Here is a 22058-nt window from a genome sequence, read left to right on the forward strand (position 1 = left end):
CTCGTTCAGGAATGAAAATTGCCCCACGCCGTTCTGTTTGTCTGCCTTGGTAATATCTGCCGCTCGCCCCTTGCCGAAGGCATCTTTCGCTCGCTGGTCGACGAGGCCGGGGCATCGGATCATTACCTGATCGATTCCGCCGGGACCGGTGCCTGGCATAGCGGCAATCCGCCGGACACGCGCTCCGTTGAGGTCGCCGCGCGCCACGGGATCGACCTGAGCACCCAACGCGCCCGGCAAGTTTGCCCGGACGACTTTCAGGCCTTTGACACCATCATTGCCATGGACCGCGACAATCTCACGACCCTGAAGGCCCGAGACACCGGTGCGAAGGCACAACTGCGGCTTCTGCTGGCCGAGCCGGCTGCGGACGTGCCGGACCCTTATTACGGAGGCCCAGATGGCTTCGATCATGTGTTCAACCTGGTCCGGAAAGGCTGTCGGGACTTGCTGACCGATCTGGAAAGAAGCGGTTAACCCAGGCTTGTGATTGCCTGTCAGCAGTCATAAATCCGTATCACTGACTGCTGTATTGGTGGTCGTCCCGACCTTATCCCTTGGCGTGAACCATGAAACTTCTGTGGTGGTCCCTTGCGGCAGTCCTGATCCTTGCCGGGCTGGCAACAGTCTGGCTGCCCATTCCGACCGGCGTGCCCTTGCTGGCGCTCGGCATGATCGTCATCATCGGGACGAGCCGCAGCGCCGCGCGCATGCTGCGCAGCCGCCGCCGCAAGACAGAACATCTCAACTCGGCGATCACCTGGGTCGAGGACAGGTCCCCCCTTCGCTTTGCCCGGATCTTGAAACGAACACGGCCGCGAAAGAAATAGCTGTCGTTGCTCAGCTTTCCGAAAAGGTCTTCACGGCACCGCGCATCCAGCGCCGACCGCGCACGAGAAACCGCTGGACAATGCGTTGCACCGCCCGCCCGCGTTTGGTGAACCACTCATCCAGCTGCCGGTCACTCACAAGGGGCGGGGTGTTCACATAGAGAAGGCGATAAGCGACAAGAATGACCAGAAGGGTCAAGCCCCAGGACAGCAATGTGTCCGACAGGAAGTGCCCGCCAAACGCCACCCTGTTGACCGACAGGATCAGACCCAGCGGCAGGACGAAGGCCAACGCCGCCTTGCGCCAGGTTGCCGGCACCAGGAAGACAAGGGCAACCAGCCACATGGCGGCAGACGCTTCGCCTGAGGTGAAGGAACAGTTCTTGTCGCAGTAATCCGTGATTTTCCAGACCGGCTGGAACGGCAGGTCACCGTTGAATTCCTCCACCGAACGCGGTCGCGGCCGTCCCCAATTGTCCTTCAGGATCAGATTGACGAGAACGCCCGGCCCCAGAATGAGCGTTGAGAGCAGAAAGAGCGGCATGCGGAGCGGAAGCAGGGGTGACCGGCCGGGCACCAGAAATTTCAGCAACAGGATCGCCACGCAGCTAATGGCCGTGATCCGAACCAGGAATGGGCCCAGATGCCGGACCTCCCTCAGGAAATCGACATTCTCCGCAGCAAAACCGGCCTCGCCGTAAAAGAAGAACGCACTCGCCCAGAGATCCACTCGGGGAAAGGCCAGGAAGAACAGCGAGACGATGACGACGGCCACGCCGACCGCGATCAACGGATGCTGCCTGCACCAGTCGGCTGTTTTACGACGCAAGGACTTCGGATTATGGTCGGCGGAACGGTTCGGATTCATGGCAGCTCTTTAGCGCATCCGGATAACCGATCCAATCCCCTCCTGCCGACCTGACGGCACGGATCTCGGAGTTACAGATGGCGCCAAAACAATTGCGGCCCGCAAATCCCTCCGGCACGAACGTTGTTTCATTGCCGAAGCAGGACCAACCGACGCTAGAATTCTGGTACGAATTTGCGTCCACCTACAGTTATCTCTCGGCGATGCGCATCCAGACCCTTGCCGCCGACCTTGATGTCACGATCCTCTGGCGCCCGTTTCTGCTCGGTCCGATTTTCAAGAAGAGTGGATGGTCGACTTCACCTTTCAATCTTTATCCCGCAAAGGGCATCTACATGCAGCGCGACATGGAGCGCATGTGCGAAGCCTACGGCCTCCCCTTCACGTTGCCTTCCCCGTTCCCGCAGCAGAGCCTGCTGGCTGCCCGCATTGCGCATTGTGGCCGGGATCAACCCTGGATCGGGCCGTTCACGCGCGCCGTTTATGCCGCCGAATTTGCACAGGGACTGAATATTTCCGACGAGGCCCTGATGGCGGAGCTGCTGCTGGAGGCTGGTGCACCCGCCAAAGCCGTTCTGGAGGCGGCACACACCACGGAAACCAAGATCGGTTTGCGGGCCACGGTCGCCGATGCAGAAGACCGCGGTATCTTCGGCGCTCCAAGCTTCGTCCTGGAAAATGGAGAGCTCTTTTGGGGAGACGATCGGCTGGAGCAGGCCCTGGAAACGGCCGCCAAACAGCTGACCTGAGGCTGATTGCGTTCAGTCACGCACCTTCGACAGGGCATCGTAAAGCGCGGTGGGAGACAGCGGCTTTGTCAGCGTCTCCTGAAAACCGGCTGCGCGAAGGCTGGCGTCTCCGGCTGATTCCAGCGCGGCTGTCACGGCGATCAGCGGCAGGCTCCGGCGCCTCGGCAGCGATCCAAGTCGCTGCGCAGTGTCAACGCCGCTCATGTCCGGCATGTGCAGGTCCAGGAGAACGGCGTCGTAGTCCGCCTTTTCCACCAGGGCGATGGCCTGGGAGCCAGAGCTGGCAACATCGGCGGTTACACCGAAAGATTCCAGCAGTGCGGCGAGAAGCCTGCAGTTGGTTTCATTGTCGTCGACCACAAGCACGTGCAGCCCCTGAAGCGCGGATTGCCCCAAGCCATTGCCGGTCCCCGAAGCGGTCTTATGAATGACCGCGCCAGTGTCGGCATTCGCGGGCAGTTCCACGACAAAACGGCTACCGCCTTCTTCGGCGCGATCCAATGTGATCCGCCCCTGCAACTGGCGAACGAGCAAATCCGTTCCCCAGAGCCCGAGGCCGCTACCCTTTCCTGTTGCACGGCCCTGCCGGCCGCGCACAAACGGTCTGAAGAGGCGGGCAGCTTCTTCCGGGTCGATACCCGGGCCACTGTCGGTCACGACCACCTTGACCCAATCCAAGTCTGCTGGTGCGCCGTCGACCGCCTCGCACCCGCAGGGTTCCAGCCGCACGGATACACCGCCGGCGGACGTGTATTTGATGGCATTGTCCAGAAGCGTTGTGACGATCCGCCTGAAGCTGGCCGCATTGTGTATCTGAAAGGCAAGCGCTCCATCATCGACAGAGGTCTCAAGAAAGAGCCCCTTGGCTTCCGCCGCAAGCTGGAACAGACCGGTCACTTCGGTCAGGATATCCGCCGCCGAGCCTGCTGCCGAGGGCTCTTCGCTGCCCGACCTTGCTTCCTTCACAAGCTCGCCGGTCATATCGGTCAAGGCGTCGATGGATCGGGTCAGAATGGCCAGTTGTTGCGATTGTGTTTCGTTCAGCGGACCATTGCCGATCAGGTCCGCCGTCAACCGCATGGCCGCAAGCGGCGTTCTCAGGTCATGGGCCAACAATGCAAGCTTGATGGCCTCCTCGTCGTGATCCGCCATGCGGCCGGGTCCCTTCACATGCGATTGCCGTCAACAGGGCTTGCCAGGCGGGTTTGAAAAAGCCAAGTTGATCGACACCGTGCTTACCCCGACAACGGGCCGCTGTCCATGTGGCCTGACCGGTAGCACGGCGCCTCCCGGACTGGCTTCTCGCCGCGACCATCACAAACTTTCGAAACCGAACCTTTCATGCTTGCGCAAACCTTCACGATCGTCGCGCCCGTTTTTGTCCTGATCGGCATCGGATACGCGCTGGCAAAGTTTCACGTCCTGAAAGACACGGCCAGCGAGGCCCTCGGCCAGTTTGTCTATGTGGTCGCCATCCCGATCCTGATCTTCCGGACGCTGATCGGCGCCGACCTGTCTTCAGGGTTGCCTCTTGCGCTCTGGGCTACCTATTTCCTGGGCGTCGGCATCGCCTTTGCCCTCGGGTCCGTCATCATCCGCAAGGGCTTTGCAAGAGATGCCCGTGCCGGCGCCATCGGCGGCATATCGGCCACATTCGCCAACACCATCATGGTCGGCCTGCCGCTCATCGCCGCGGTGTACGGCGATGACGGACTGGTGCCCCTGCTGCTGATCATCTCGATCCATCTGGCCATCATGACGGTCGGCATGGCAATCATCATGGAGCGGGCGGCGGCAATCGACAGCGGCTCGGAAACTCCTCCGGTCACGCAGATGGCTCTCGGCGCCCTGCGCACGGTGCTCCGGAACCCGCTGGTGATCACGATCGTCATCGCCTTCCTCTGGCGCATGACCGGCCTCGACCTGCCCGATATCGGCACGATGGTTCTGGACCGGATTGCCGCGACGGCGCTTCCCCTGGCTCTGCTTTCGCTCGGCATGAGCCTGGTGCAATATGGCATGCGCGGCAACGTCGTGCCCGGTCTGCTGCTCAGCCTGATCAAGATCGTCATCATGCCGGCAACGGTGTTTGTCTTCGGGGCGTTCGTCTTTCAGCTGCCGCCGCTCTGGACCGCGGTCGCAACCCTGACCGCGAGCTGCCCAACCGGCGTCAACGCCTATATATTCGCCAATCGATACGGCACAGGCCATGCCATGTCTGCCAATGCGATCACCGTCACCACTCTGATCGCAATTGTCACCACCAGTCTCTGGATCTGGTTCCTGGATCAATGGTTCGGTGCCGCCCTGGGCTGATATGCGCTCAAAGACCGATGCGTTTGCGCAGCTCCGAATGGCTCAGTCCGGCGGCACGCAGGGCGCGCAGGCTGGTGTCCTGGTTCGACTTGGAAAGTTTCCGGCCATCTTCGGCCAGAACCAGCCGATGATGCCGATAGACTGGTTCAGGCAGGCCCAGCAACTGTTGCAGGACACGATGAACGCTGGTTGCCTCATAAAGGTCGCGACCGCGCAGGACGTCTGTAATCCCTTGCCGCGCGTCATCGACAACCACCGCAAGGTGGTAACTGGTCGGTGTCTCCTTGCGCGCCAGTACTACATCCCCCCAGGCAGCCGCGTTGACGTCCACCTTGGACGGCGGATTGAACAGGGCCTCACCTTCGGCGCCCGCTTCCTGCCAGAAAAGCGGACAGTCGATCCTGGCAAGCGCGGCCTTCATGTCGAGCCGCAACGCAAACGGTGCATCGCTGGCGGCACGCGCGGCAATTTCCGCGCTGGAAAGAACGGCCGTGTCGCCAGGGTAAAGCGGCGCGCCATCCGGATCCCGCGGCCAGCTTTCGCCGGCGGCTTCCCGGCTTGCGACAAAACGCTTGATTTCCGCCCGGGTCAGATAGGCCGGGTAGACCAGCCCCATGTCCTGGAGCCGTTCCAGCGCGGCCCGGTAGTGCGGAAAGGCCTCCGACTGCCGCAGCACAGGTTCGTTCAGCGGCAGACCGAGCCAGGCCAGGTCCTCGAACATGTCCCGCTCAAGGTCCGGTGTGCAGCGGGTCTGGTCGATGTCTTCCACGCGGACCAGAAACCGGCCGCTCAGAGCGACGGCTGCCCGCGCGTTCAAAAGCGCTGACAGGGCATGACCGAGATGAAGATGGCCGTTGGGCGACGGGGCAAAGCGGAAGACAGGGAGATTCATGGAACAGGTGATGCCGGGTTGACGGAATGGTTTTGATCCTTCAGGTCCTACCTACCATCCCCGCCTCACCGCGCAAGAGCGCGCCAGCAATCCGTTATCCCGATGAAACCGATCACGACAGACCAAGACATTCTGGAGGGGCTCGAAGCCCTGATCAGCACGGACGGCCGCCTTGCCGGTATTGCGGACATTGCGGGTGATATTCCCCTGCGCCGGCGGGCAGCAGATTTTGAGGGCCTGGCGCAGATCATCACCGGACAACAGGTTTCAACAGCAAGCGCAGCTGCCATCTTCAAGCGCCTGACGGCGCTCGTGACACCGCTGACAGCCGATCGGCTGGGCACGTTTTCCGATGAGGACCTGGCAGGTGCGGGCCTTTCCAAACCGAAAATACGCACGCTGCGCGCCGTTTCCCTGGCCTGCAGCAACGGGCTGGATCTCGGCGGCCTGGCGCAAGCGCCGGCGGACGAAGCCCATGCGCGCCTTTGCGAGATCAAGGGCATCGGCCGCTGGACGGCGGATATCTTCCTGCTGTTCTGTGCCGGACATCCGGACATTTTTCCAAGCGGCGACCTGGCGCTGCAGATCGCGGTTCACGATGCGCTTGGCCTGCCCGGAAGACCGACACCGAAAGAACTCGACGCCATCGCATCCGCCTGGGCCCCCAACCGCGCCATTGCCGCGCGCCTGTTCTGGGCCTGGTACCGGGTGAAAAAACAGGGCCGGGAAACGATGCCGGTCTAAGGGTCCTGACCCTAGAACTTCGACATTTCAGCAACCGCACGCAGCAACAGCTCGATATCCTGTGGCCGGGACAGGCGATGATCGCCGTCGGGCACGAGTGTGAAGGTGACGTCGTCCTGCGGCAGGGCCTCCACAAGCCGTTGGGCGTGGTGTGCGGGCACATCCGGATCTTTTGCGCCCTGCAGGATCGTCACCGGACAACCGAGATGAAGCGGTTTCCCGAAAAGAAGATGCCTGCGCCCGTCCTCGATCAGCTTTCGGGTGATCACGTAGGGGCCGTCCTCATAGGCGGATGGCTGGGCCCAGCGGCCCTCTGTCAGGATCGCCGCACGGATCTCGTCGGTGAACCGCTGTTTCCACATCAGCTCTTCGGTGAAGTCCACCGCCGGAGCAATCAGGACAAGTCCCCTGATCCTGTGCGTTTCCTTTCGGCTCAAGGCCAGCAGCAACGCGATCCAGCCCCCCATGGACGACCCGATCAGCACCGTGTCACCCGTGAAAAAGCGATCGAACACGGCCTCGGCTTCTTCCAGCCAGTCAGACACACAGGCTTCTTCGAATTCACCGCCGGAGGCACCGTGTCCGGAATAGTCGAACCTTACCACCTCTTGGCCGCGGTCCTCGGCAAAATCCGCCAATGCCGCGGCCTTGCTGCCGCTCATGTCGGACTTGAAGCCCGACAGCCACATCAGGCCGGGGGTCTTGCCCGCCGACTTCTGCACCGCGATCTCGCGGGCATCGGCGTTTTTTCCGATGCTGATGAATTGCGGTTCGGGCGTCCCCATATTATGGCTCTCAACTTAATTCGATTTCAGCTTGGCCCAAAACCAGTTCGGCCGCACGGCCCAAGCCTTTGACACAGACATAGCGACTTGAAAAGCTTTCCGGAGATCCGACTTGCCGCACCTGCCCGTTGAGACCACGATCCTGCAAGTGATCCCGGATTTGAATTCCGGCGGCGCGGAGCGGACCACGCTCGATGTGGCCCAGGCCGTCGTGAAAGCCGGCGGAAGGGCGCTCGTTGCCAGCCAGGGTGGACAGATGGTGGCGGAACTGACCGCCTCCGGCGCGGAGCACATCGAGCTGCCGGTCAAATCGAAAAACCCGCTGACACTCTGGAAAAACGCGGCCCGCCTTGCCGATCTGATCCGGTCGCGGAACGTGAACGTGATCCATGCCCGAAGCCGGGCGCCTGCCTGGTCCGCGCTCTGGGCGGCACGGCGCACCGACATTCCCTTCGTGACCACCTATCATGGCACCTACAATCAATCGAACGCTCTCAAAGGCTGGTACAATTCGGTGATGGCGCGCGGGGATACGGTGATTGCCAATTCCCATTTCATTGCCGAGCTGATCACGGAGCGACATCCCTTTGCCAGGGATCGGATCACGGTGATCCAGCGCGGTTCGGATCTGAAGGGCCTGGACCCGGCCAATGTCAGCGCCTTGCGCCGGCAGGCGCTCAAGGATCAGTGGGGCATTCCGTCCGGCCATCCGATCATCATCAACATGGCGCGGCTGACCGCCTGGAAAGGCCAGAAGGTGTTGATCGAGGCGATGGCGCACCTGATGGATGCCGAACTCCACGGTCCGATTGCAGTGCTGGCCGGCGATGCCCAGGGCCGTGACGGCTATGTCGCGGAGCTCAAGAAACTGATTGCGGACCACGACCTGCAGGACCGGGTGCGGCTGGTCGGGCATTGCGCCGACGTACCGGCGGCAATGTCCCTGGCAGACATCGCCGTTGTCGCCTCGACCGAACCGGAAGCCTTCGGCCGTGCTGCGGTGGAAGCCCAGGCGGCGTCGGTTCCCGTCATCGTGTCGAATCTGGGCGCCGTCCCGGAGACCGTTCTGGCACCGCCTCAGGTGACAGAAGAAGCGCGGACCGGCTGGCGCGTCCCACCGTCCGACCCTGCGGCCCTGGCCACGGCCATCCGGCATGCGCTTCAGCTGGACGGCGCGCAAAAACAAAAACTGACGGACAGGGCCCTTGCCCATGTCCGCCAGAACTTTACCGTCGAGACCATGACCGACCGGACGCTCGACGTTTATGCCGGGTTGCTCGAAACGGGTGCCGGCTAAGGTCAGGCTGCCCGGATCTGTTCCAGGAACCGGCCGACTTCATCCCGCAACAAGCCGGACTGTTCGGTCAGGTCGTCGATGCTCGTCTGAACCTGCCGCGTGGCTTCGCTGGCTTCTTCGGACGCTTCCTTCACCACCTGGATACTGTCGGATACGTCGCGCGTTCCGTTCGCTGCCTGGGCGACGTTTTCGGCAACACTTTGCGTCGTCGCGCCCTGTTCTTCCATGGCTGACGCGATGGCTGCCGAAGAATGCTCCAGGTCACGGATGACGTCGCCGATCTTGCCGATCGAGCCGACGGCCGTCTTGGTCTCGCCCTGAATTTCCGTCACCAGCTCGGAGATATTCTCCGTTGCCTTGGCCGTTTCATTGGCCAGCGCCTTGACCTCGCTGGCGACGACGGCAAAGCCCTTGCCGGCTTCCCCGGCGCGTGCCGATTCAATCGTGGCGTTGAGCGCCAGCAGGTTGGTCTGTTCGGCGATATCGGAAATCATCGACACCACTTCACCGATCTTGTCTGCCATGCTGGCCAGCGTTTCCATCTGCCCGGCTGTCTGGGCGACATCCTGGGCCGCGCTACGGGACGCTTCGGACGCCCGGATGACCTGCTGGTTGATTTCACTGATCGAAGCCGTCATTTCCTCCGCTGCCGAGGCAACGACGCTGACATTCTCGGTGGTCTGCGACGAGGCATGCGCAGCATTTTCGGCCCGTTCATTGGTGTTGGAGGAAACCCGGGACATGGTCTGCGCGCTCTGGTCGAGATTGGACGCCGTGTCGGCAACCCGCTGGACGATGGCACCCACGGACGCATCGAACTGGCCGGCCAGCCGTTCCATCAACTCACGCTTCTCTTCTTCCATGCGCTGGGTCTGATCACGTTGTTGCTCCTCCAGCTCACGCGTGCGCGCCGCGTTGGTCCGGAAAACTTCAACGGCCCGCGCCATGCTGCCGATCTCGCTTTTGCGGTCGGTGAAGGCAACTTCAAGGTCGATCGTGCCATCCGCCAGAGACCGCATGGTTTCGGTCAGCGATTTCACCGGACCGGTAATGCTGCGTCCGATCAACCAGCCTAGACCGATGGCAAGGACGAGCGCGATACCGGAGACGACAAGATAGGTGGTCTGGGATGATGCTTCCGCTGCATCCAGCGCCTCGCTGGCGGCCTGCTTGCCGAGATAGGCCGCCTCGGACATGGCGTACCAGTCTGGCTCGATCCTGGCGTAAATCTCTGTAATTTCGGCAAGCTCCGTCTCGATGAGCTGCGCCTTGGCAGTATAGCTCTTGAAGGCCGCCTGATAGCTGTCGAGCAGGGCGCTGATCTCCGCCTGCTCTGCATCCGAAAGCCCGCTTTTTGGAAGCATCTCGGCAAATTCGCTGCGACGATCGTCAATCCGGCCGATATATTTTGCGTCGCCGCGCAGCATGAAATCCTTCTCATGGCGGCGCATCATCAGCATCTTGACCGTCAACGCATCAAGGTTTGCGGCTTTCAGCTTTTCTTCAACGTTGTGGACTGCAGCGCGCAAGTCGCCCTGAAGACCACTTTTTTCATCGAGCCCCATTGCCGTCAGATCGGTGGTCAAGGCCCTGAACTTGGCCTCGTGCTCATCCAGGACCGTCCGCAGGCTGGCGATGTTGTTCTTGATGGGGGCAGCTTGCGGCTTGGCGTCCACATCGTTGAGATTGGACTGGGCCTTTTCGAACTCGGCATTGTACTCGTCAACGAAGGCCGAATCCTTGGTCAGAAGGAAATCCTTCTGACTGCGCCGCATGTTCTGCGCATGCGCCTGAACCTGCGAGACCTTGTAATCCATCTGCGAGTACTCAGCCAGATTGTCGATTTCGGTCGAAACGACATGTTGGCTGTAAAACGCCGTGCCCAGAAGGACACCGATGGCGGCCACGGCGATCGCGGAAAGACCGCCGACACGAATTGCGATGGGCAAATCGGCAAGAAATCTCATTTGTGTACTCGTTTGCTTCTTTGAGTTTTGCTCGAGTCAGGAGCTGCACAGTCAGCTTAGAAAAGGCAAAAGCCATTAAAATTCCTTTACGGAAATTGAATTCGCTCCGGGAAAGTTTATAAACTCAAAGATTAGTACTATCATTCTCTACAACTGATGCGAGAATCTCTGCATTTTTATTAGCCGGCTAAAGTATTTTGACGCCGCCTTGCCTTTGGTGACTTTCACCGTCGTGATAGACTGACCGTCTGACAAACCATCGCATTCGGACACCGACGATGTGGCCCCGATTGACGTGTTTTATCGTCATGCTTGGCCCGATCCTCGGATCGGAGGGTGGTGCTCGCGCTGAAATACGCACTGAACTTCGGGAAAGAAGTTACATGGTCAGCGGTAAATCGGCGATGGAAGTGGCTGCCTATATGCGCCGCAGGCCGTTTCGGGGCGACTATGGACCCGCCATCGCCAATATCCGCCCGCGCTACACCTATACCTTCAAGACCGAGCAGAAGAAAAACCACTGCCGGGCAGTCCGGTTCAAACTCAAGATCGATTTCACCATGACCCTGCCCAAGGCACGGCAGGAAACCGTGTTCGACCGCAGAACGCTCAGCGCATGGCGCAGCCTGCGTGGCTTCACCCGCCGGCATGAACTGGTGCATCGAAAAATCTATCTGGGGTGCGCCAAGCGCCTGGAACGCGCGGTTCTGTCGCTTCGCCCGCGCACCTGTGGCGGCATGGGCTGGAAGATCCGGAAACTGCTCAACGCGGAAAAAAAGGCCTGCAGGGCACGGCACCTGGCTTTCGACCGCCGGGAGCTCCGGCGGCTGACCCACCACCGCTTCTTTGAGCTGGCCCGCCGCCAACGGGACCAGCAGCGCGCCAGCAACACCCGCCGCAACGCGCCACGTCAGGGCGTCGCCCGGAATGGCCGGCTGCTGTTTTTCGTCTCCGACTGAGAACCGCCACGCTCAGGCGGCCAGCGGATAGGCCTCTTCCACCAGGTAAGGTCCACCGCCGACACTGGCCTTGGCCGAGAACAGGACGAAACGGCCTGCAACAAAGGGCGGCGCCTGGAAGTTGCCGCGCTCGCTCAACCACTTGGCAACGTCCTCGTTGGTCGAGGTCTTGCAGCGCGCGATCGTGACATGGGGAATGTACTTGCGCCGCTCCGCCGGCAGATGCAGCCGCTGCAGGATCCGCTCCTGTTCGGCCTGGAGCTCGGCCAGTTCCGCACTTGGTTCGACCCTTGCCCAGACGGCATGCGGTTTGCCATTGCCGAAGGAGCCGAGACCGGTCAACCGGATTTCGATGGGATCACGCCGGATCCTGTCCAGCGCGGCCACCACTTCGTCAGCTGTGCGGTCATCGATGTCGCCGATGAAACGCAGGGTCAGGTGATAGTTTTCCGGATCGATCCAGCGGGCGCCCCGAAGGCCTCCCCGGAGCATAGAAAGCATGAGGCCCGTCTCTGACGGAATCTCAAGACCTGTAAAAAGGCGCGGCATGGGTGTTCCCTCCGCTGTCGCTGATGAATCCCATCAGGAATCAACTTCGTGAAATGCGCAAGACAAATTTCTAAATTTCTGTTTTATAAAATGAAATTCACAGACCGCTTACAAGAATGCCGGACCTGATTTCCTCAGATCCGGCACATCGCAGCCAGTTTGATTCTGTTGAAAACCGGCCCTTTGACACAGGCCGATCAGGGGGCCGGATTACCAAACTCCTGATGCAGCGCGTCAATCTTTTCCAGAACATCACTGCTGAGGTTGAGATCGGCAGCCGCGATATCGGTTTCCAGCTGATCCACGCGTGTTGCTCCGAGGATGACCGACGTCATGAAGGATCGCGACATGGCAAAGGCCAGTGCCATCTGGGACGGATCCAGACCAGCCTCCTTTGCCAGATCGAGATAGGCGTCAACTGCCGCAAGAGTGCGCGGATGCTCATAGCGCTGCAGACGATTGAACAGCGTCTTGCGCGCGCCCTGCGGCAGGGCGCCGTCCCGGTACTTGCCGGTCAGATAGCCCTGCGCCAGCGCGGAATAGGCCAGAAGACCGACATCTTCACGGCGTGCAATTTCCGCCAGGCCGGTCTCGAAGGTGCGGTTGACGAGGGAATAGGCGTTCTGGATCGAGACCACGCGCGGCACGTCATAGAGTTCGGATGCCGTCACATAACGCATCGTACCCCAGGAACTTTCATTGGAAAGGCCGATATGGCGTACCTTGCCGGACTTGACGATGTCGCCAAGGATTTCCAGCGTCGACTGGATGCTGTTCTCGCCCTCGGCCGGATCCACGTCAAGCCATCGGGTCGGGTTGGAACCGAAACCGGAAACGTTCCGATCCGGCCAGTGGATCTGGTAGAGATCGATATAGTCCGTCTCGAGGTTCTTCAGGCTGCGGTCGACAGCAAACTCGATCTGCGCGCGGGTCAGCTGTCCCTTTTCACCAGTGTCGCGGAACCAGTCCATGTCGGTCCGGCCAACCACCTTGGTCGCCATGACGATCTTATCGCGATGGCCGGTCTTCTTGAACCACGAACCGATGATGCGCTCGGTCCGCCCTTGTGTCTCCTTCTTCGGCGGGATCGGGTAGAGCTCGGCGGCGTCGAAGAAATTGATGCCCTTTTCCAGGGCATAGTCCATCTGGGCATGACCTTCGGCTTCCGAATTCTGTTCGCCAAAGGTCATTGTTCCGAGGCAAAGAGCGCTTACCTCTATATCCGTGCGGCCAAGCCGACGCTGTTCCATCAGGAAATCCTTCAAGTTTTGAATTGAAAGCAACCGGAAAGCCCTGAGCTTCCGGCGCTCGAAAGACAGTTATGACTGGGCCTTGGCCAGAAGGGCCTCGACCTGCGGCAGGATGTTGTCGACGATGACGTCGACACCCTTCGAATTGGGATGCATGCCGTCAGCCAGATTGAGATCCGGGTTCAGCGCCACGCCTTCCAGAAAAAACGGATAGAGCAATGCATCGTGGGCCTTGGCCACATCTGCGTAAATCGGGTCGAAAGCTTCCGCATATTCCGGACCGAGATTGCGCGGCGCCAGCATGCCGGCCAGCAGCACCTCCATCCCCTTTGCCCGTAACCGGCTGGTGATTTCCTCGATGTTCTTGCGTGTGGTTTCCGGTGACAGGCCCCGCAGCGCATCATTGGCGCCGAGTTCGACGATCACGGCATCGGCGTCCTCGCCGACTGACCAGTCGAGCCGTGAGAGCCCGCCTGAGGAGGTGTCACCCGAGACGCCGGCATTGACCACTTCGACAGAATGGCCTTTCCCGGTCAGCGCCTTTTGCAGCTTTTCCGGAAAGCCGTCCCCCGCCGGCAACTGGTAGCCGGCAACCAGACTGTCACCCAAGACCACAAGCTTGAAGTCGTCAGCCTTGGCCGACATGCCGGTCAATGAGATCAGAAGAAAAGCAAGACAGGCAATTAACCGGTTCATGCGAACTCTCTTTCAGGACTGGAAGATGCGACACAACAGGCCCATATGGTCGCAGAGCGTTCAATTGTCGAGGGCATGCATCTGTCAGGAAGACGATCATGCGCCCGTTGTAAAGGCCTGATAATGACAAATTCGCCCGCAATCACCCTCAAAAATGTGCAACTGACACTCGGCGAGGGAGCGGGCCGTGTCCATATCCTCAAGGGTATCGACCTGGACATCGACAAGGGAACCTCCGTCGGTCTTGTCGGACCGTCCGGATCGGGCAAGTCGACCTTGCTGATGGTCATGGCCGGGCTGGAGCGGGCCGATGAAGGCTCTGTCAACGTGGCAGGATCCGAACTCGGACCGCTGTCGGAAGACCAGCTGGCGCGCTTCCGGGGCCGCAATGTCGGCATCATCTTCCAGTCTTTCCATCTTGTGCCCAACATGACCGCGCTGGAAAATGTTGCCGTGCCTCTGGAACTTGCCGGCGATCCTGCGGCCTTCGACAAGGCCCGGGCGGAGCTGGAAGCTGTTGGCCTCGGTCACCGCCTCTCCCACTATCCTGCCCAGCTGTCGGGCGGTGAGCAGCAGCGTGTTGCCGTGGCAAGGGCGCTGGTGGTGGAGCCTGAAATCCTGATCGCGGACGAACCCACGGGCAATCTTGACGATTCGACCGGAAGCCAGATCGTCGACCTGATGTTTTCCGCGCAAAAATCCCGCGGCACGACGCTGGTGCTGGTCACACATGATCCGAACCTGGCGGCAAAATGCGACCGCATGATCCGCGTGCGGTCCGGTGAAATCGAAGAAGCGCACGCGGCAGCACCGCAAGAGGTGCCGGCATGAGCGGCTTTGTGGCCGGCGAAAGTGCCACCGGACAAAAAAGCTTCGGCCTTGCGGCGCGCTTCGCCTTTCGGGAATTACGCGGCGGCCTGAAGGGCTTCTACATTTTTATTGCCTGTATCGCGCTTGGCGTTGCCGCCATTGCCGGTGTCACCTCGGTCTCGCGTTCGCTGACGGAGGGGATCTCGCGTGAAGGTCAGGCGATCCTCGGCGGTGATCTGTCTTTCCGCCTCATTCATCGCGAAGCAACTCCCGGGGAACAGGCTTACCTTCAGGATCTCGGCAGCGTCTCCAAGGTCGGCACCATGCGCGCGATGGCGCGCCTGCCCGATGGCAGCGACCAGGCCCTGGTGGAACTGAAGGCCGTTGACGGTGCCTATCCGCTTTACGGATCGCTCGATCTGACCGGCGGCCAGGCGCTGGCAGCCGCTCTTGGTGAACAGGATGGCGTCTGGGGCGCTGTTGCCGATCCCGCGCTTCTCGCGCGACTCGATCTAAAAGTCGGCGACACCATTTCGCTCGGCCGCAGCACCCTGCGCCTCACCGACACGATCGCGGCCGAACCGGACAAGCTGGCCGGCGGCATGGATTTCGGGCCGAGGCTGATGGTTTCCGAGGCGGCGCTGCCGGCAACGGACCTGGTGCAGCCGGGCAGCCTGGTCCGCTGGCACTACAGGGTCCGTCTGGACCCGGCCCCGACCCTTGAAGCCCTGCAGGGCGTTGTCGAGGAAGCCCGCTCGGCGCAGCCGGACGCCGGTTGGCGGGTGCGCTCGCGGGCCAATGCTTCGCCGGGCCTTCAGCGCAGCATCGACCGGTTTGCCCAGTTTCTCACGCTGGTCGGCCTGACCGCGCTGGTGGTCGGCGGCGTCGGCGTTGCCAACGCCATCCGCGCCTTTCTGGAAACCAAACGCGAGGTGATCGCCAGTTTCAAATGCATGGGCGCGACGGGCGACTTCGTCTTTCGGGTCTATCTGGTGCAGATGCTGGTTCTGGCCCTGATCGGCATTGCCATTGGCCTCGCGATCGGCGCCCTGATCCCCTTTGCCGCCGCGGCCGCGCTTGCCGGCGTGCTTCCTGTAAAACTCGCTGCCAGCATCTATCCCGGCGAACTGGCCCTTGGCCTGGTTTATGGTGTTCTGACGGCCCTTGCCTTTGCACTCTGGCCACTTGGCCGGGCCCATGATGTGCCGCCGACCGCGCTCTTCCGCGATATTGTCACCGGTGGCGCCAAACTGCCGCGCAAACGCTACCTGTTCGCAACCGCGGTCACCGTTGGTGTACTGGCATCGATCGCCATGTTGCTGGCCCATGACACCCGCATGGCGGGCGTCTATATCGCCGCCTCCGCAGGTGCTTTCGTGCTGCTCGTACTGGTCGCAAGGGTGATCATGTTCGTGGCCCGGCGCCTGCCGACGGTGCGCTCGACGGAACTTCGGCTGGCCATTGCCAATATCCACCGGCCCGGTGCGCTGACCCCGTCTGTTGTGCTGTCGCTTGGTCTCGGCCTGTCGCTGCTGGTCGCGCTGGCGCTGATTGACGGCAATTTGCGCCGGGAATTGACGGCGACCATTGCCGACCAGGCCCCGAGTTTCTTCTTTGTCGACATTCAAAGCCATGAGCGCGATGCGTTTGAAGACCGACTGACCGCGGAGGCCCCGGAGGCCAGGATCCAGAGCGTGCCGATGCTGCGCGGCCGGATCGTCAGCCTGAACGGTATTGCCTCGGAAGACTTTGTGCCGGCCCAGGAGGGCTCGGACTGGGTCCTGCGCGGCGACCGCGGCATCACCTATGACAGCAGACTGCCGGAAAACTCCAAGGTCGTTGAGGGGGCCTGGTGGCCGGAAGATTACACCGGTGTGCCGCTTGTTTCCTTTGACGCGGAAGCGGCCACGGACCTCGGGCTGAAAATCGGGGATACGATCACCGTCAACGTGCTCGGGCGCGAGATTTCCGCGGAAATTGCCAACCTGCGCGACATCGAGTGGCAGTCGCTGGCCATCAACTTCGTCATGGTGTTCTCGCCAAACACCTTTGCCGGCGCCCCCCACTCTCACCTGATGACTCTCGGTTGGGATGAGGATGTTCCGGCCGAAACAGAGCTCGCCCTCCTGAAGACGGTCTCCAATGCCCACCCCACGGTCACGGCGGTTCGCGTCAAGGACGCCATCACCCAGGTCAACGATCTGGTTGCACAACTGGCCTGGGCTATCCGCGGGGCCAGCTCGATCACGCTGATCGCCAGCGTGCTGGTTTTGGCGGGTGCCCTCGCTGCCGGCCACCGCAGCCGGATTTACGACGCTGTCATTCTCAAGACCCTGGGGGCGACCCGGACCCGGCTGATCGTTGCCTACGGCCTTGAATACGCGATCCTCGGATTGGCGACGGCATTGTTTGCCCTGATGGCAGGTGGCGTGGCGGCCTGGTACGTGATCACCCAGATCATGGACGGCACATTTGTGCTGATGCCGGTCACGGCGACCGGTGCCGCCGTGATCGCGCTGGTTCTGACCGTCGGCTTTGGCCTGATCGGCACCTGGCGGATCCTGGGCGAGAAACCCGCACCAGTATTACGGAACCTCTAAGCGAAATATTCCTGACAAGTCATGTCACCTCGACATGGCCTGTCAGGAAAAATTCATATCCGAAAAGCAGTTTCCGTCAAACTTCAGCCCCACGCAACTTGCACACTCAAATAATCTTGGTTATCCGGTTCGGGTCCGGGCAAGATTTCTAGAGGGGCATAGTCCATGTTCGCATTCAAACAAGGTTCTTATCTGAAGAACTTTGCAAAGGCCGCAGCCATTACAGCAGCAGCCATTTTCTCTTTTGCACCTGCTGCAACCGCAGAAAGTCCGTTCCACACCGGTGTGTGGCAGCTCAACACCCCGGACGGCCCGCGCGGGCTTGTCGTCAGCGACTGGCTGGTGTTTGAAAACGGTCTGCCGAAGCGCTGGCTCTACCGCCGCGCCGGCACCAATGACGCCAACCAGTTCGATTTCTTCACCCGGACGATGAACGATAGTGGTTACACGCCGGTCGGCATCCGCGTTTACCGCACGGGCGACAACTCGATGAAGTACACGCTGGCTCCGAAGGGCGAAGATCCGATCGAGGTTACCGCCGAGCGCCTGTCGATCCCGAATTTCGCAAATTCCTGCCTGTCCGTGGAAGGCAAGGGCAAGCGTTTCTTCGGCAACTGGGTGGGCACGGACGGCTCCAAGCTCAAGAAGCTCAATGTCCAGAGAAACCGCATCACGATTGATGGTGAACGCCGCAACGTGACCGTCGAACAGGTCCGTGTCGGTCGCATGGGCATCATCGAGGACGGCAAGCCGGTCGCATTCTTCACCGATGCAGGCGGCGACTACGCGGTGCTGCAGTGGTTCAAGCCGGGCGTCACCGACGCGCAGATGCGCGACCAGGAGCGGGAAATCCTGGATTTTGCGTCAGAGGAAATCGTCCGCAACCCGGGCGGCACCTGCGACCGCCAGATTGCCTCGCGCCTGAAAGCGATGAAATAATCTCAGCAATCTTAAGCATCTTGGCGTAAAATGCGGTATCGAGACCAAAGATTACGAATTTTTCAGGATTCTCGTCTTGAGCTTGATACCGTATTTTCCCATATGTTGAGGGAGTTGTGTTGCAGGTGAAATCACGTGCAACAAGTGTGGTTTAAAAAAGGGGATCACCACGACCATGTCGACCTTTGACCGTCAATCACAAGGCGCCTATTCGGCGGCCGGCGCGCGCGCCGAGGCCGGCATCGATCAGGGCCTGCGCAGCTATATGCTGGGCGTCTACAACTACATGACCATCGGCCTCGCGCTGACCGGTTTCCTTGCGCTGGCAACAGTCATGCTGGCAACGACCAACGATCCGAGCACCGCCGTCGCGAGCCTTGGCAACGGCAAGATGCTGACGCAGCTTGGCGTGACGCTTTATGGCAGCCCGCTGAAATGGGTTGTCATGCTGGCACCGCTCGGCATGGTGTTCTGGCTGTCCTTCCGGATCCAGTCCATGAGCGCGAGTACAGCACGCACCATGTTCCTGGTCTATGCAGCCGCGATGGGCATCTCCCTGTCGTCGATTTTCCTGGTCTACACAGCCGGTTCGATCGCACAGGTGTTCTTCATCACCGCCGCGACCTTCGGTGCGCTGAGCCTCTTCGGCTACACCACCAAGAAAGACCTGTCCGGCTGGGGTTCGTTCCTGTTCATGGGCCTGATCGGCATCATCATCGCGTCGATCGTGAACATCTTCATGGCTTCCTCTGCCCTGCAGTTCGCCATTTCCGTGATCGGCGTGCTGGTCTTCGCTGGCCTCACCGCCTATGACACCCAGCAGATCAAGGAAATGTACTACGAAGGTGACAGTGGTGAGGTTGCCACCAAGAAGTCCGTGATGGGCGCCCTGCGTCTCTACCTCGACTTCATCAACCTGTTCATCATGCTGCTGCAGCTGTTCGGCAACCGCGAATAAGCGCAAGCGCACGAGAACAAACGGAAAAGCCCGGCTTAGGTCGGGCTTTTTTGTTTCACATCCAAAAGAAGGCACCTCACTGTTTATCGGCTGGCCAGGCGGCGAATGCAGAACACCCAAAACAGTTTTGACACACTACAAGATCTGAAAACGTTCTTGCGACGCGCCGTGCCATCGAATGGTGATTTGCTCGTAGGTGTCTGTGGATATGCCGGGCAGGAAAAACTACGTTGTGCCGGGCCTTGTCGGACTGCCTCCCTGACAAAGTCACGCATTTTTCCTGCGACAGGTTTTCCCGCTACAGTTTCAAGGAGCGCGAGAAACGTATTGAAGCGGAGGTCGGTAGTGAAGACAAAAGTTACGAAGAAAATCCATTACACTGGTACGACTGGAACGCTATTTCGGAGGCGTTGACTTCGCTCCGTACGGCGCGACAGTTCACTTACAAGAATGCTTGGAACCCAAGTTCAGGAGAGTTGAATGCGACCTATTCGCTGAAACTCCCGGAAAACCAATCGGCTCTCGTATTGTGCGACGGCATCTTCCTGCTTCACAGCCCGGTCAAAGAGTGGTTCGACATTACGCTCCGAGTGGATTGCGCCCAGACTCTTCGACAATCACGCGCGAAAGCTCGAACCAAGAGCTTGTCTCGACTATCCTACATGGCAAGCCTTGAGCGCACCTACGTGGAACCATATTTTCGCGATTTTTCGCAGCGTGCAGAGATTGTCTTGCCAACCGCACTACCACTTTGAAGGCAGCCGTCTAAACCTCAACGACGCGCAGGTGTTTCTTCTTTTCAAGAACGCGCAACACCTGGCCCAGATCGTGGCCGCGTTTCAGGATCATGCCGCCGGTGGCCACCACCGAATAGGCTCCCTGGCGCCGCGCCAGTTTCGGATCTTTCTCGATCCGGTAGAGCGGCATTTCGGACGAGCGGCGGAAGACTGAAAAAACGGCCCTGTCTTTCAAAAGGTCAATGGCATAGTCGCGCCATTCGCCGTCGGCAACCATACGGCCATAAAGACGCAAGATGGTGTCGAGTTCGCGCCGGTTGAAGGCAACGACGGGTTTTGGAGGGGGAGCCGGTTGGCTGTGCGGCGCCGGGCTTATGCCCGCGCCGCGCTGAAACGCGCTGTCATCGGCTTCGCTCATTCCGCCTCCAGTTTCGTTTGCGGTGTCGCGATGATCGGGGAATCGCCCGGGACGTCCCTGTCACCTGACTGTCATCTTGCGTTGGCTTTGGGGTCCATGGCAAGTCTGCAGGCAAAGAATGGGGCTTTGATGACCATATCCTGTCACTTTTGCGTAGGAATTTCCGGAGGAAAACGCAAAAAACGGACGCAACGGCACTTTGCCCAGAAAGAATGCCCAAATTTCCTTGATTTTGCCGCATTCCAGCCCTTGGCCAGCCATTTTGGCCACCCATATTATGATCATACCCTGATGGGTACGACCGGTTGAGGCCGCGGAATGCATTAGCCCCCCAGCCCCCCGAGGCGTTGACAGGTCGACCAGATTTAGTGAGTCAAACATCAGGGCAACTGAAGGGCCGGCGATGCGCCGGCCCTTTTCATTTGGTCCTCCTGCACATCCGCATTTCTGGCAGGCCCCTCAAAACCAAACGTCATTTTTGATCTGCACCCGTGGAATTGGCCCTTTTCCATTCGGGGACTTGATGTATCCTTTTTCTCAGAATGACTACGGACCTGATCGATCTCCGAGCGGCCCGGACCGCAGATTGCGACGCCCTTGCCGGCATTCACTCCGAAGCCTGGCTTGGCGCCTATCGGGGTGTCTTGCACGGCGTTGACCTTCAGAAGATGGTCTCCCGCAGGGGCAGCAGCTGGTGGCGCGGCGCCCTGGCGCGTGGTGTCGACATCAAGGTCCTCAGCATCGCGAACATACCGGCAGGCTACGCCACCTATGGCCCCTGCCGCCTGAGAGACACCGGCATGGACGGTGAAATCTACGAGCTCTATCTCAAGCCGGAATATCAGGGCCTGGGATTTGGCCGCACGCTGTTTGATCATGTCCGCGATACGCTTGCCGCCAGAAACATGCCCGGTCTTGCGATCCAGGTGCTGAGCGACAATCAGCCTGCCCGCGCCTTCTACAAGGCAGTTGGCGGGCGTCTGGCGGCCAAGTCCTGGTATCGGATCGGCGGCCGGCGGCTTGAACTCTCGATCTACGCCTGGCCCCCCACCAAGAGCTGAATCCCCGGAACGGGGTGTTCACCACCGCAAAATGCCCGGGTTTCCGAGGATTTGCGGTTGTTGCGTGCAATCGAACTGGCCGGCCAGCGTGTCGGCGGCCCGGCGCACCATGGCATTGGCGTTTTTGTTGGCCTGGGCATCGACCATTGCGATCTGGCAGGTGCCGCCGCCAGGTCTCAGCTGGGTCACGATCAGAACGCTGCCGGTTGAACTGCCGTCGTCAAGACTTGGAAACCAGCGCAGGATAGTGGCGAAGGCCTCCCCGTGCCGCAGGCGCCATTCAAGGGTTTCGTTGACGGTATTGAAATTGGGCAGGGTCTGGCCTGCCGCCGGTTCATCCGCGGCAAACGGACCGAAGGAAACAAACATGCGCAAGTCACCCTCGGCAACATAAACGTCCTGTCCCTGATACCCCGGGCAGGTCCAGGCGCCACCGAACGTGCCTTCATCGGAAGCGGTTTCGACCTGCGTGCAGTTTTGCAGCTGAATTTTCGTGTAGGTGCTGTCCAGTCCGGACGCGTTGGCCGCGCTCCCGCAAGCCAGCAAGGCGATGCCGAAACGGACCACCCCGCTCAGTCTGAACCAAAGCGCCTTCATGTCCGCATCTCCCCCTTCACAGCGTGTTTGCAAGCA

At 60.4% G+C, this 22058-nt stretch carries 23 protein-coding genes; 13 read left to right on the forward strand and 10 right to left on the reverse strand.

Features of this window, described 5'->3' with window-relative positions; all coding sequences use genetic code 11:
* The first annotated feature begins 18 nt into the window (after window positions 1–18).
* Window positions 19–477, forward strand: coding sequence for a low molecular weight protein-tyrosine-phosphatase (locus ACO6TG_RS13730; protein WP_422378683.1), 459 nt, complete (start codon window positions 19–21; stop codon window positions 475–477).
* A 92-nt stretch (window positions 478–569) separates the two neighbouring features.
* The gene (locus ACO6TG_RS13735) at window positions 570–830 is read left to right on the forward strand and encodes a hypothetical protein (protein WP_094072875.1); all 261 of its coding nucleotides are present in this window, start codon (window positions 570–572) and stop codon (window positions 828–830) included.
* 10 nt (window positions 831–840) lie between these two features.
* Here the strand turns inward: ACO6TG_RS13735 and ACO6TG_RS13740 are convergent, their stop codons facing one another.
* Window positions 841–1698, reverse strand: a complete 858-nt coding sequence (locus ACO6TG_RS13740; protein ID WP_422378684.1) for a phosphatase PAP2 family protein — start codon at window positions 1696–1698, stop codon at window positions 841–843.
* A 77-nt stretch (window positions 1699–1775) separates the two neighbouring features.
* Here ACO6TG_RS13740 and ACO6TG_RS13745 point away from each other — a divergent pair, with 77 nt between their 5' ends.
* Window positions 1776–2447, forward strand: coding sequence for a 2-hydroxychromene-2-carboxylate isomerase (locus ACO6TG_RS13745; protein WP_422378685.1), 672 nt, complete (start codon window positions 1776–1778; stop codon window positions 2445–2447).
* 12 nt (window positions 2448–2459) lie between these two features.
* On the opposite strand, the gene ACO6TG_RS13750 is transcribed toward ACO6TG_RS13745, so the two are convergent.
* A complete protein-coding gene (locus ACO6TG_RS13750; RefSeq protein ID WP_422378686.1) occupies window positions 2460–3599 on the reverse strand; it encodes a hybrid sensor histidine kinase/response regulator in 1140 nt (379 codons plus the stop codon).
* A 189-nt stretch (window positions 3600–3788) separates the two neighbouring features.
* On the opposite strand from ACO6TG_RS13750, the gene ACO6TG_RS13755 reads away from it, so the two are divergent.
* Window positions 3789–4763, forward strand: a complete 975-nt coding sequence (locus tag ACO6TG_RS13755) for an AEC family transporter (RefSeq protein ID WP_422378687.1) — start codon at window positions 3789–3791, stop codon at window positions 4761–4763.
* A 7-nt stretch (window positions 4764–4770) separates the two neighbouring features.
* Here ACO6TG_RS13755 and gluQRS read toward each other — a convergent pair whose 3' ends face one another.
* Entirely contained in the window at window positions 4771–5655 is an 885-nt protein-coding gene (gene gluQRS, locus ACO6TG_RS13760; RefSeq protein ID WP_422378688.1) for a tRNA glutamyl-Q(34) synthetase GluQRS, read from the reverse strand.
* A 102-nt stretch (window positions 5656–5757) separates the two neighbouring features.
* Here gluQRS and ACO6TG_RS13765 point away from each other — a divergent pair, with 102 nt between their 5' ends.
* Window positions 5758–6399, forward strand: a complete 642-nt coding sequence (locus ACO6TG_RS13765; RefSeq protein ID WP_422378689.1) for a DNA-3-methyladenine glycosylase family protein — start codon at window positions 5758–5760, stop codon at window positions 6397–6399.
* Window positions 6400–6410: 11 nt separating this feature from the next.
* Here ACO6TG_RS13765 and ACO6TG_RS13770 read toward each other — a convergent pair whose 3' ends face one another.
* Window positions 6411–7184: an alpha/beta hydrolase gene (locus tag ACO6TG_RS13770; RefSeq protein WP_422378690.1), complete on the reverse strand. Its 774-nt coding sequence runs from the start codon at window positions 7182–7184 to the stop codon at window positions 6411–6413.
* Window positions 7185–7296: 112 nt separating this feature from the next.
* Here ACO6TG_RS13770 and ACO6TG_RS13775 point away from each other — a divergent pair, with 112 nt between their 5' ends.
* The gene (locus ACO6TG_RS13775; RefSeq protein ID WP_422378691.1) at window positions 7297–8481 is read left to right on the forward strand and encodes a glycosyltransferase family 4 protein; all 1185 of its coding nucleotides are present in this window, start codon (window positions 7297–7299) and stop codon (window positions 8479–8481) included.
* Between the two features lie 2 nt (window positions 8482–8483).
* Here the strand turns inward: ACO6TG_RS13775 and ACO6TG_RS13780 are convergent, their stop codons facing one another.
* Window positions 8484–10448: a methyl-accepting chemotaxis protein gene (locus tag ACO6TG_RS13780; RefSeq protein ID WP_422378692.1), complete on the reverse strand. Its 1965-nt coding sequence runs from the start codon at window positions 10446–10448 to the stop codon at window positions 8484–8486.
* 383 nt (window positions 10449–10831) lie between these two features.
* On the opposite strand from ACO6TG_RS13780, the gene ACO6TG_RS13785 reads away from it, so the two are divergent.
* Complete coding sequence (locus ACO6TG_RS13785) at window positions 10832–11407, forward strand: DUF922 domain-containing protein (protein WP_422378693.1); 576 nt, start codon at window positions 10832–10834, stop codon at window positions 11405–11407.
* Window positions 11408–11419: 12 nt separating this feature from the next.
* On the opposite strand, the gene thpR is transcribed toward ACO6TG_RS13785, so the two are convergent.
* From thpR to ACO6TG_RS13800, 3 genes are all read right to left on the reverse strand, one after another.
* A complete protein-coding gene (gene thpR / locus ACO6TG_RS13790) occupies window positions 11420–11956 on the reverse strand; it encodes an RNA 2',3'-cyclic phosphodiesterase (protein WP_094072885.1) in 537 nt (178 codons plus the stop codon).
* Window positions 11957–12153: 197 nt separating this feature from the next.
* Window positions 12154–13206: an NADP(H)-dependent aldo-keto reductase gene (locus tag ACO6TG_RS13795; RefSeq protein WP_422378694.1), complete on the reverse strand. Its 1053-nt coding sequence runs from the start codon at window positions 13204–13206 to the stop codon at window positions 12154–12156.
* Between the two features lie 69 nt (window positions 13207–13275).
* Window positions 13276–13902, reverse strand: coding sequence for an arylesterase (locus ACO6TG_RS13800; protein WP_422378695.1), 627 nt, complete (start codon window positions 13900–13902; stop codon window positions 13276–13278).
* A gap of 123 nt (window positions 13903–14025) precedes the next feature.
* Between ACO6TG_RS13800 and ACO6TG_RS13805 the strand changes: the two genes are divergently transcribed.
* The 5 genes from ACO6TG_RS13805 to ACO6TG_RS13825 all read left to right on the forward strand — a co-directional run bounded on the left by ACO6TG_RS13805 (window position 14026) and on the right by ACO6TG_RS13825 (window position 19964).
* Window positions 14026–14733 (forward strand): ABC transporter ATP-binding protein, encoded by a 708-nt coding sequence (locus ACO6TG_RS13805; protein ID WP_422378696.1) that lies wholly within the window; start codon window positions 14026–14028, stop codon window positions 14731–14733.
* Window positions 14730–17312 carry an ABC transporter permease gene (locus tag ACO6TG_RS13810; protein WP_422378697.1) on the forward strand — a complete coding sequence of 861 codons (2583 nt, stop codon included), beginning with the start codon at window positions 14730–14732 and terminating at the stop codon, window positions 17310–17312. The genes ACO6TG_RS13805 and ACO6TG_RS13810 overlap by 4 nt, the downstream gene beginning before the upstream one ends.
* A gap of 165 nt (window positions 17313–17477) precedes the next feature.
* The gene (locus tag ACO6TG_RS13815) at window positions 17478–18251 is read left to right on the forward strand and encodes a hypothetical protein (protein ID WP_422378698.1); all 774 of its coding nucleotides are present in this window, start codon (window positions 17478–17480) and stop codon (window positions 18249–18251) included.
* 175 nt (window positions 18252–18426) lie between these two features.
* A complete protein-coding gene (locus ACO6TG_RS13820) occupies window positions 18427–19209 on the forward strand; it encodes a Bax inhibitor-1/YccA family protein (RefSeq protein ID WP_422378699.1) in 783 nt (260 codons plus the stop codon).
* A 242-nt stretch (window positions 19210–19451) separates the two neighbouring features.
* Window positions 19452–19964 carry a hypothetical protein gene (locus tag ACO6TG_RS13825; protein WP_422378700.1) on the forward strand — a complete coding sequence of 171 codons (513 nt, stop codon included), beginning with the start codon at window positions 19452–19454 and terminating at the stop codon, window positions 19962–19964.
* A gap of 10 nt (window positions 19965–19974) precedes the next feature.
* On the opposite strand, the gene ACO6TG_RS13830 is transcribed toward ACO6TG_RS13825, so the two are convergent.
* Entirely contained in the window at window positions 19975–20364 is a 390-nt protein-coding gene (locus ACO6TG_RS13830; protein ID WP_422378701.1) for a DUF2794 domain-containing protein, read from the reverse strand.
* A 542-nt stretch (window positions 20365–20906) separates the two neighbouring features.
* On the opposite strand from ACO6TG_RS13830, the gene ACO6TG_RS13835 reads away from it, so the two are divergent.
* Window positions 20907–21425: a GNAT family N-acetyltransferase gene (locus tag ACO6TG_RS13835; RefSeq protein ID WP_422378702.1), complete on the forward strand. Its 519-nt coding sequence runs from the start codon at window positions 20907–20909 to the stop codon at window positions 21423–21425.
* An 18-nt stretch (window positions 21426–21443) separates the two neighbouring features.
* Here the strand turns inward: ACO6TG_RS13835 and ACO6TG_RS13840 are convergent, their stop codons facing one another.
* Entirely contained in the window at window positions 21444–22022 is a 579-nt protein-coding gene (locus ACO6TG_RS13840; protein WP_422378703.1) for a hypothetical protein, read from the reverse strand.
* Between the last annotated feature and the right edge of the window lie 36 nt (window positions 22023–22058).

This window comes from Roseibium sp. (assembly GCF_965233565.1).
In the GTDB taxonomy this organism is placed as follows: Bacteria; Pseudomonadota; Alphaproteobacteria; order Rhizobiales; family Stappiaceae; genus Roseibium.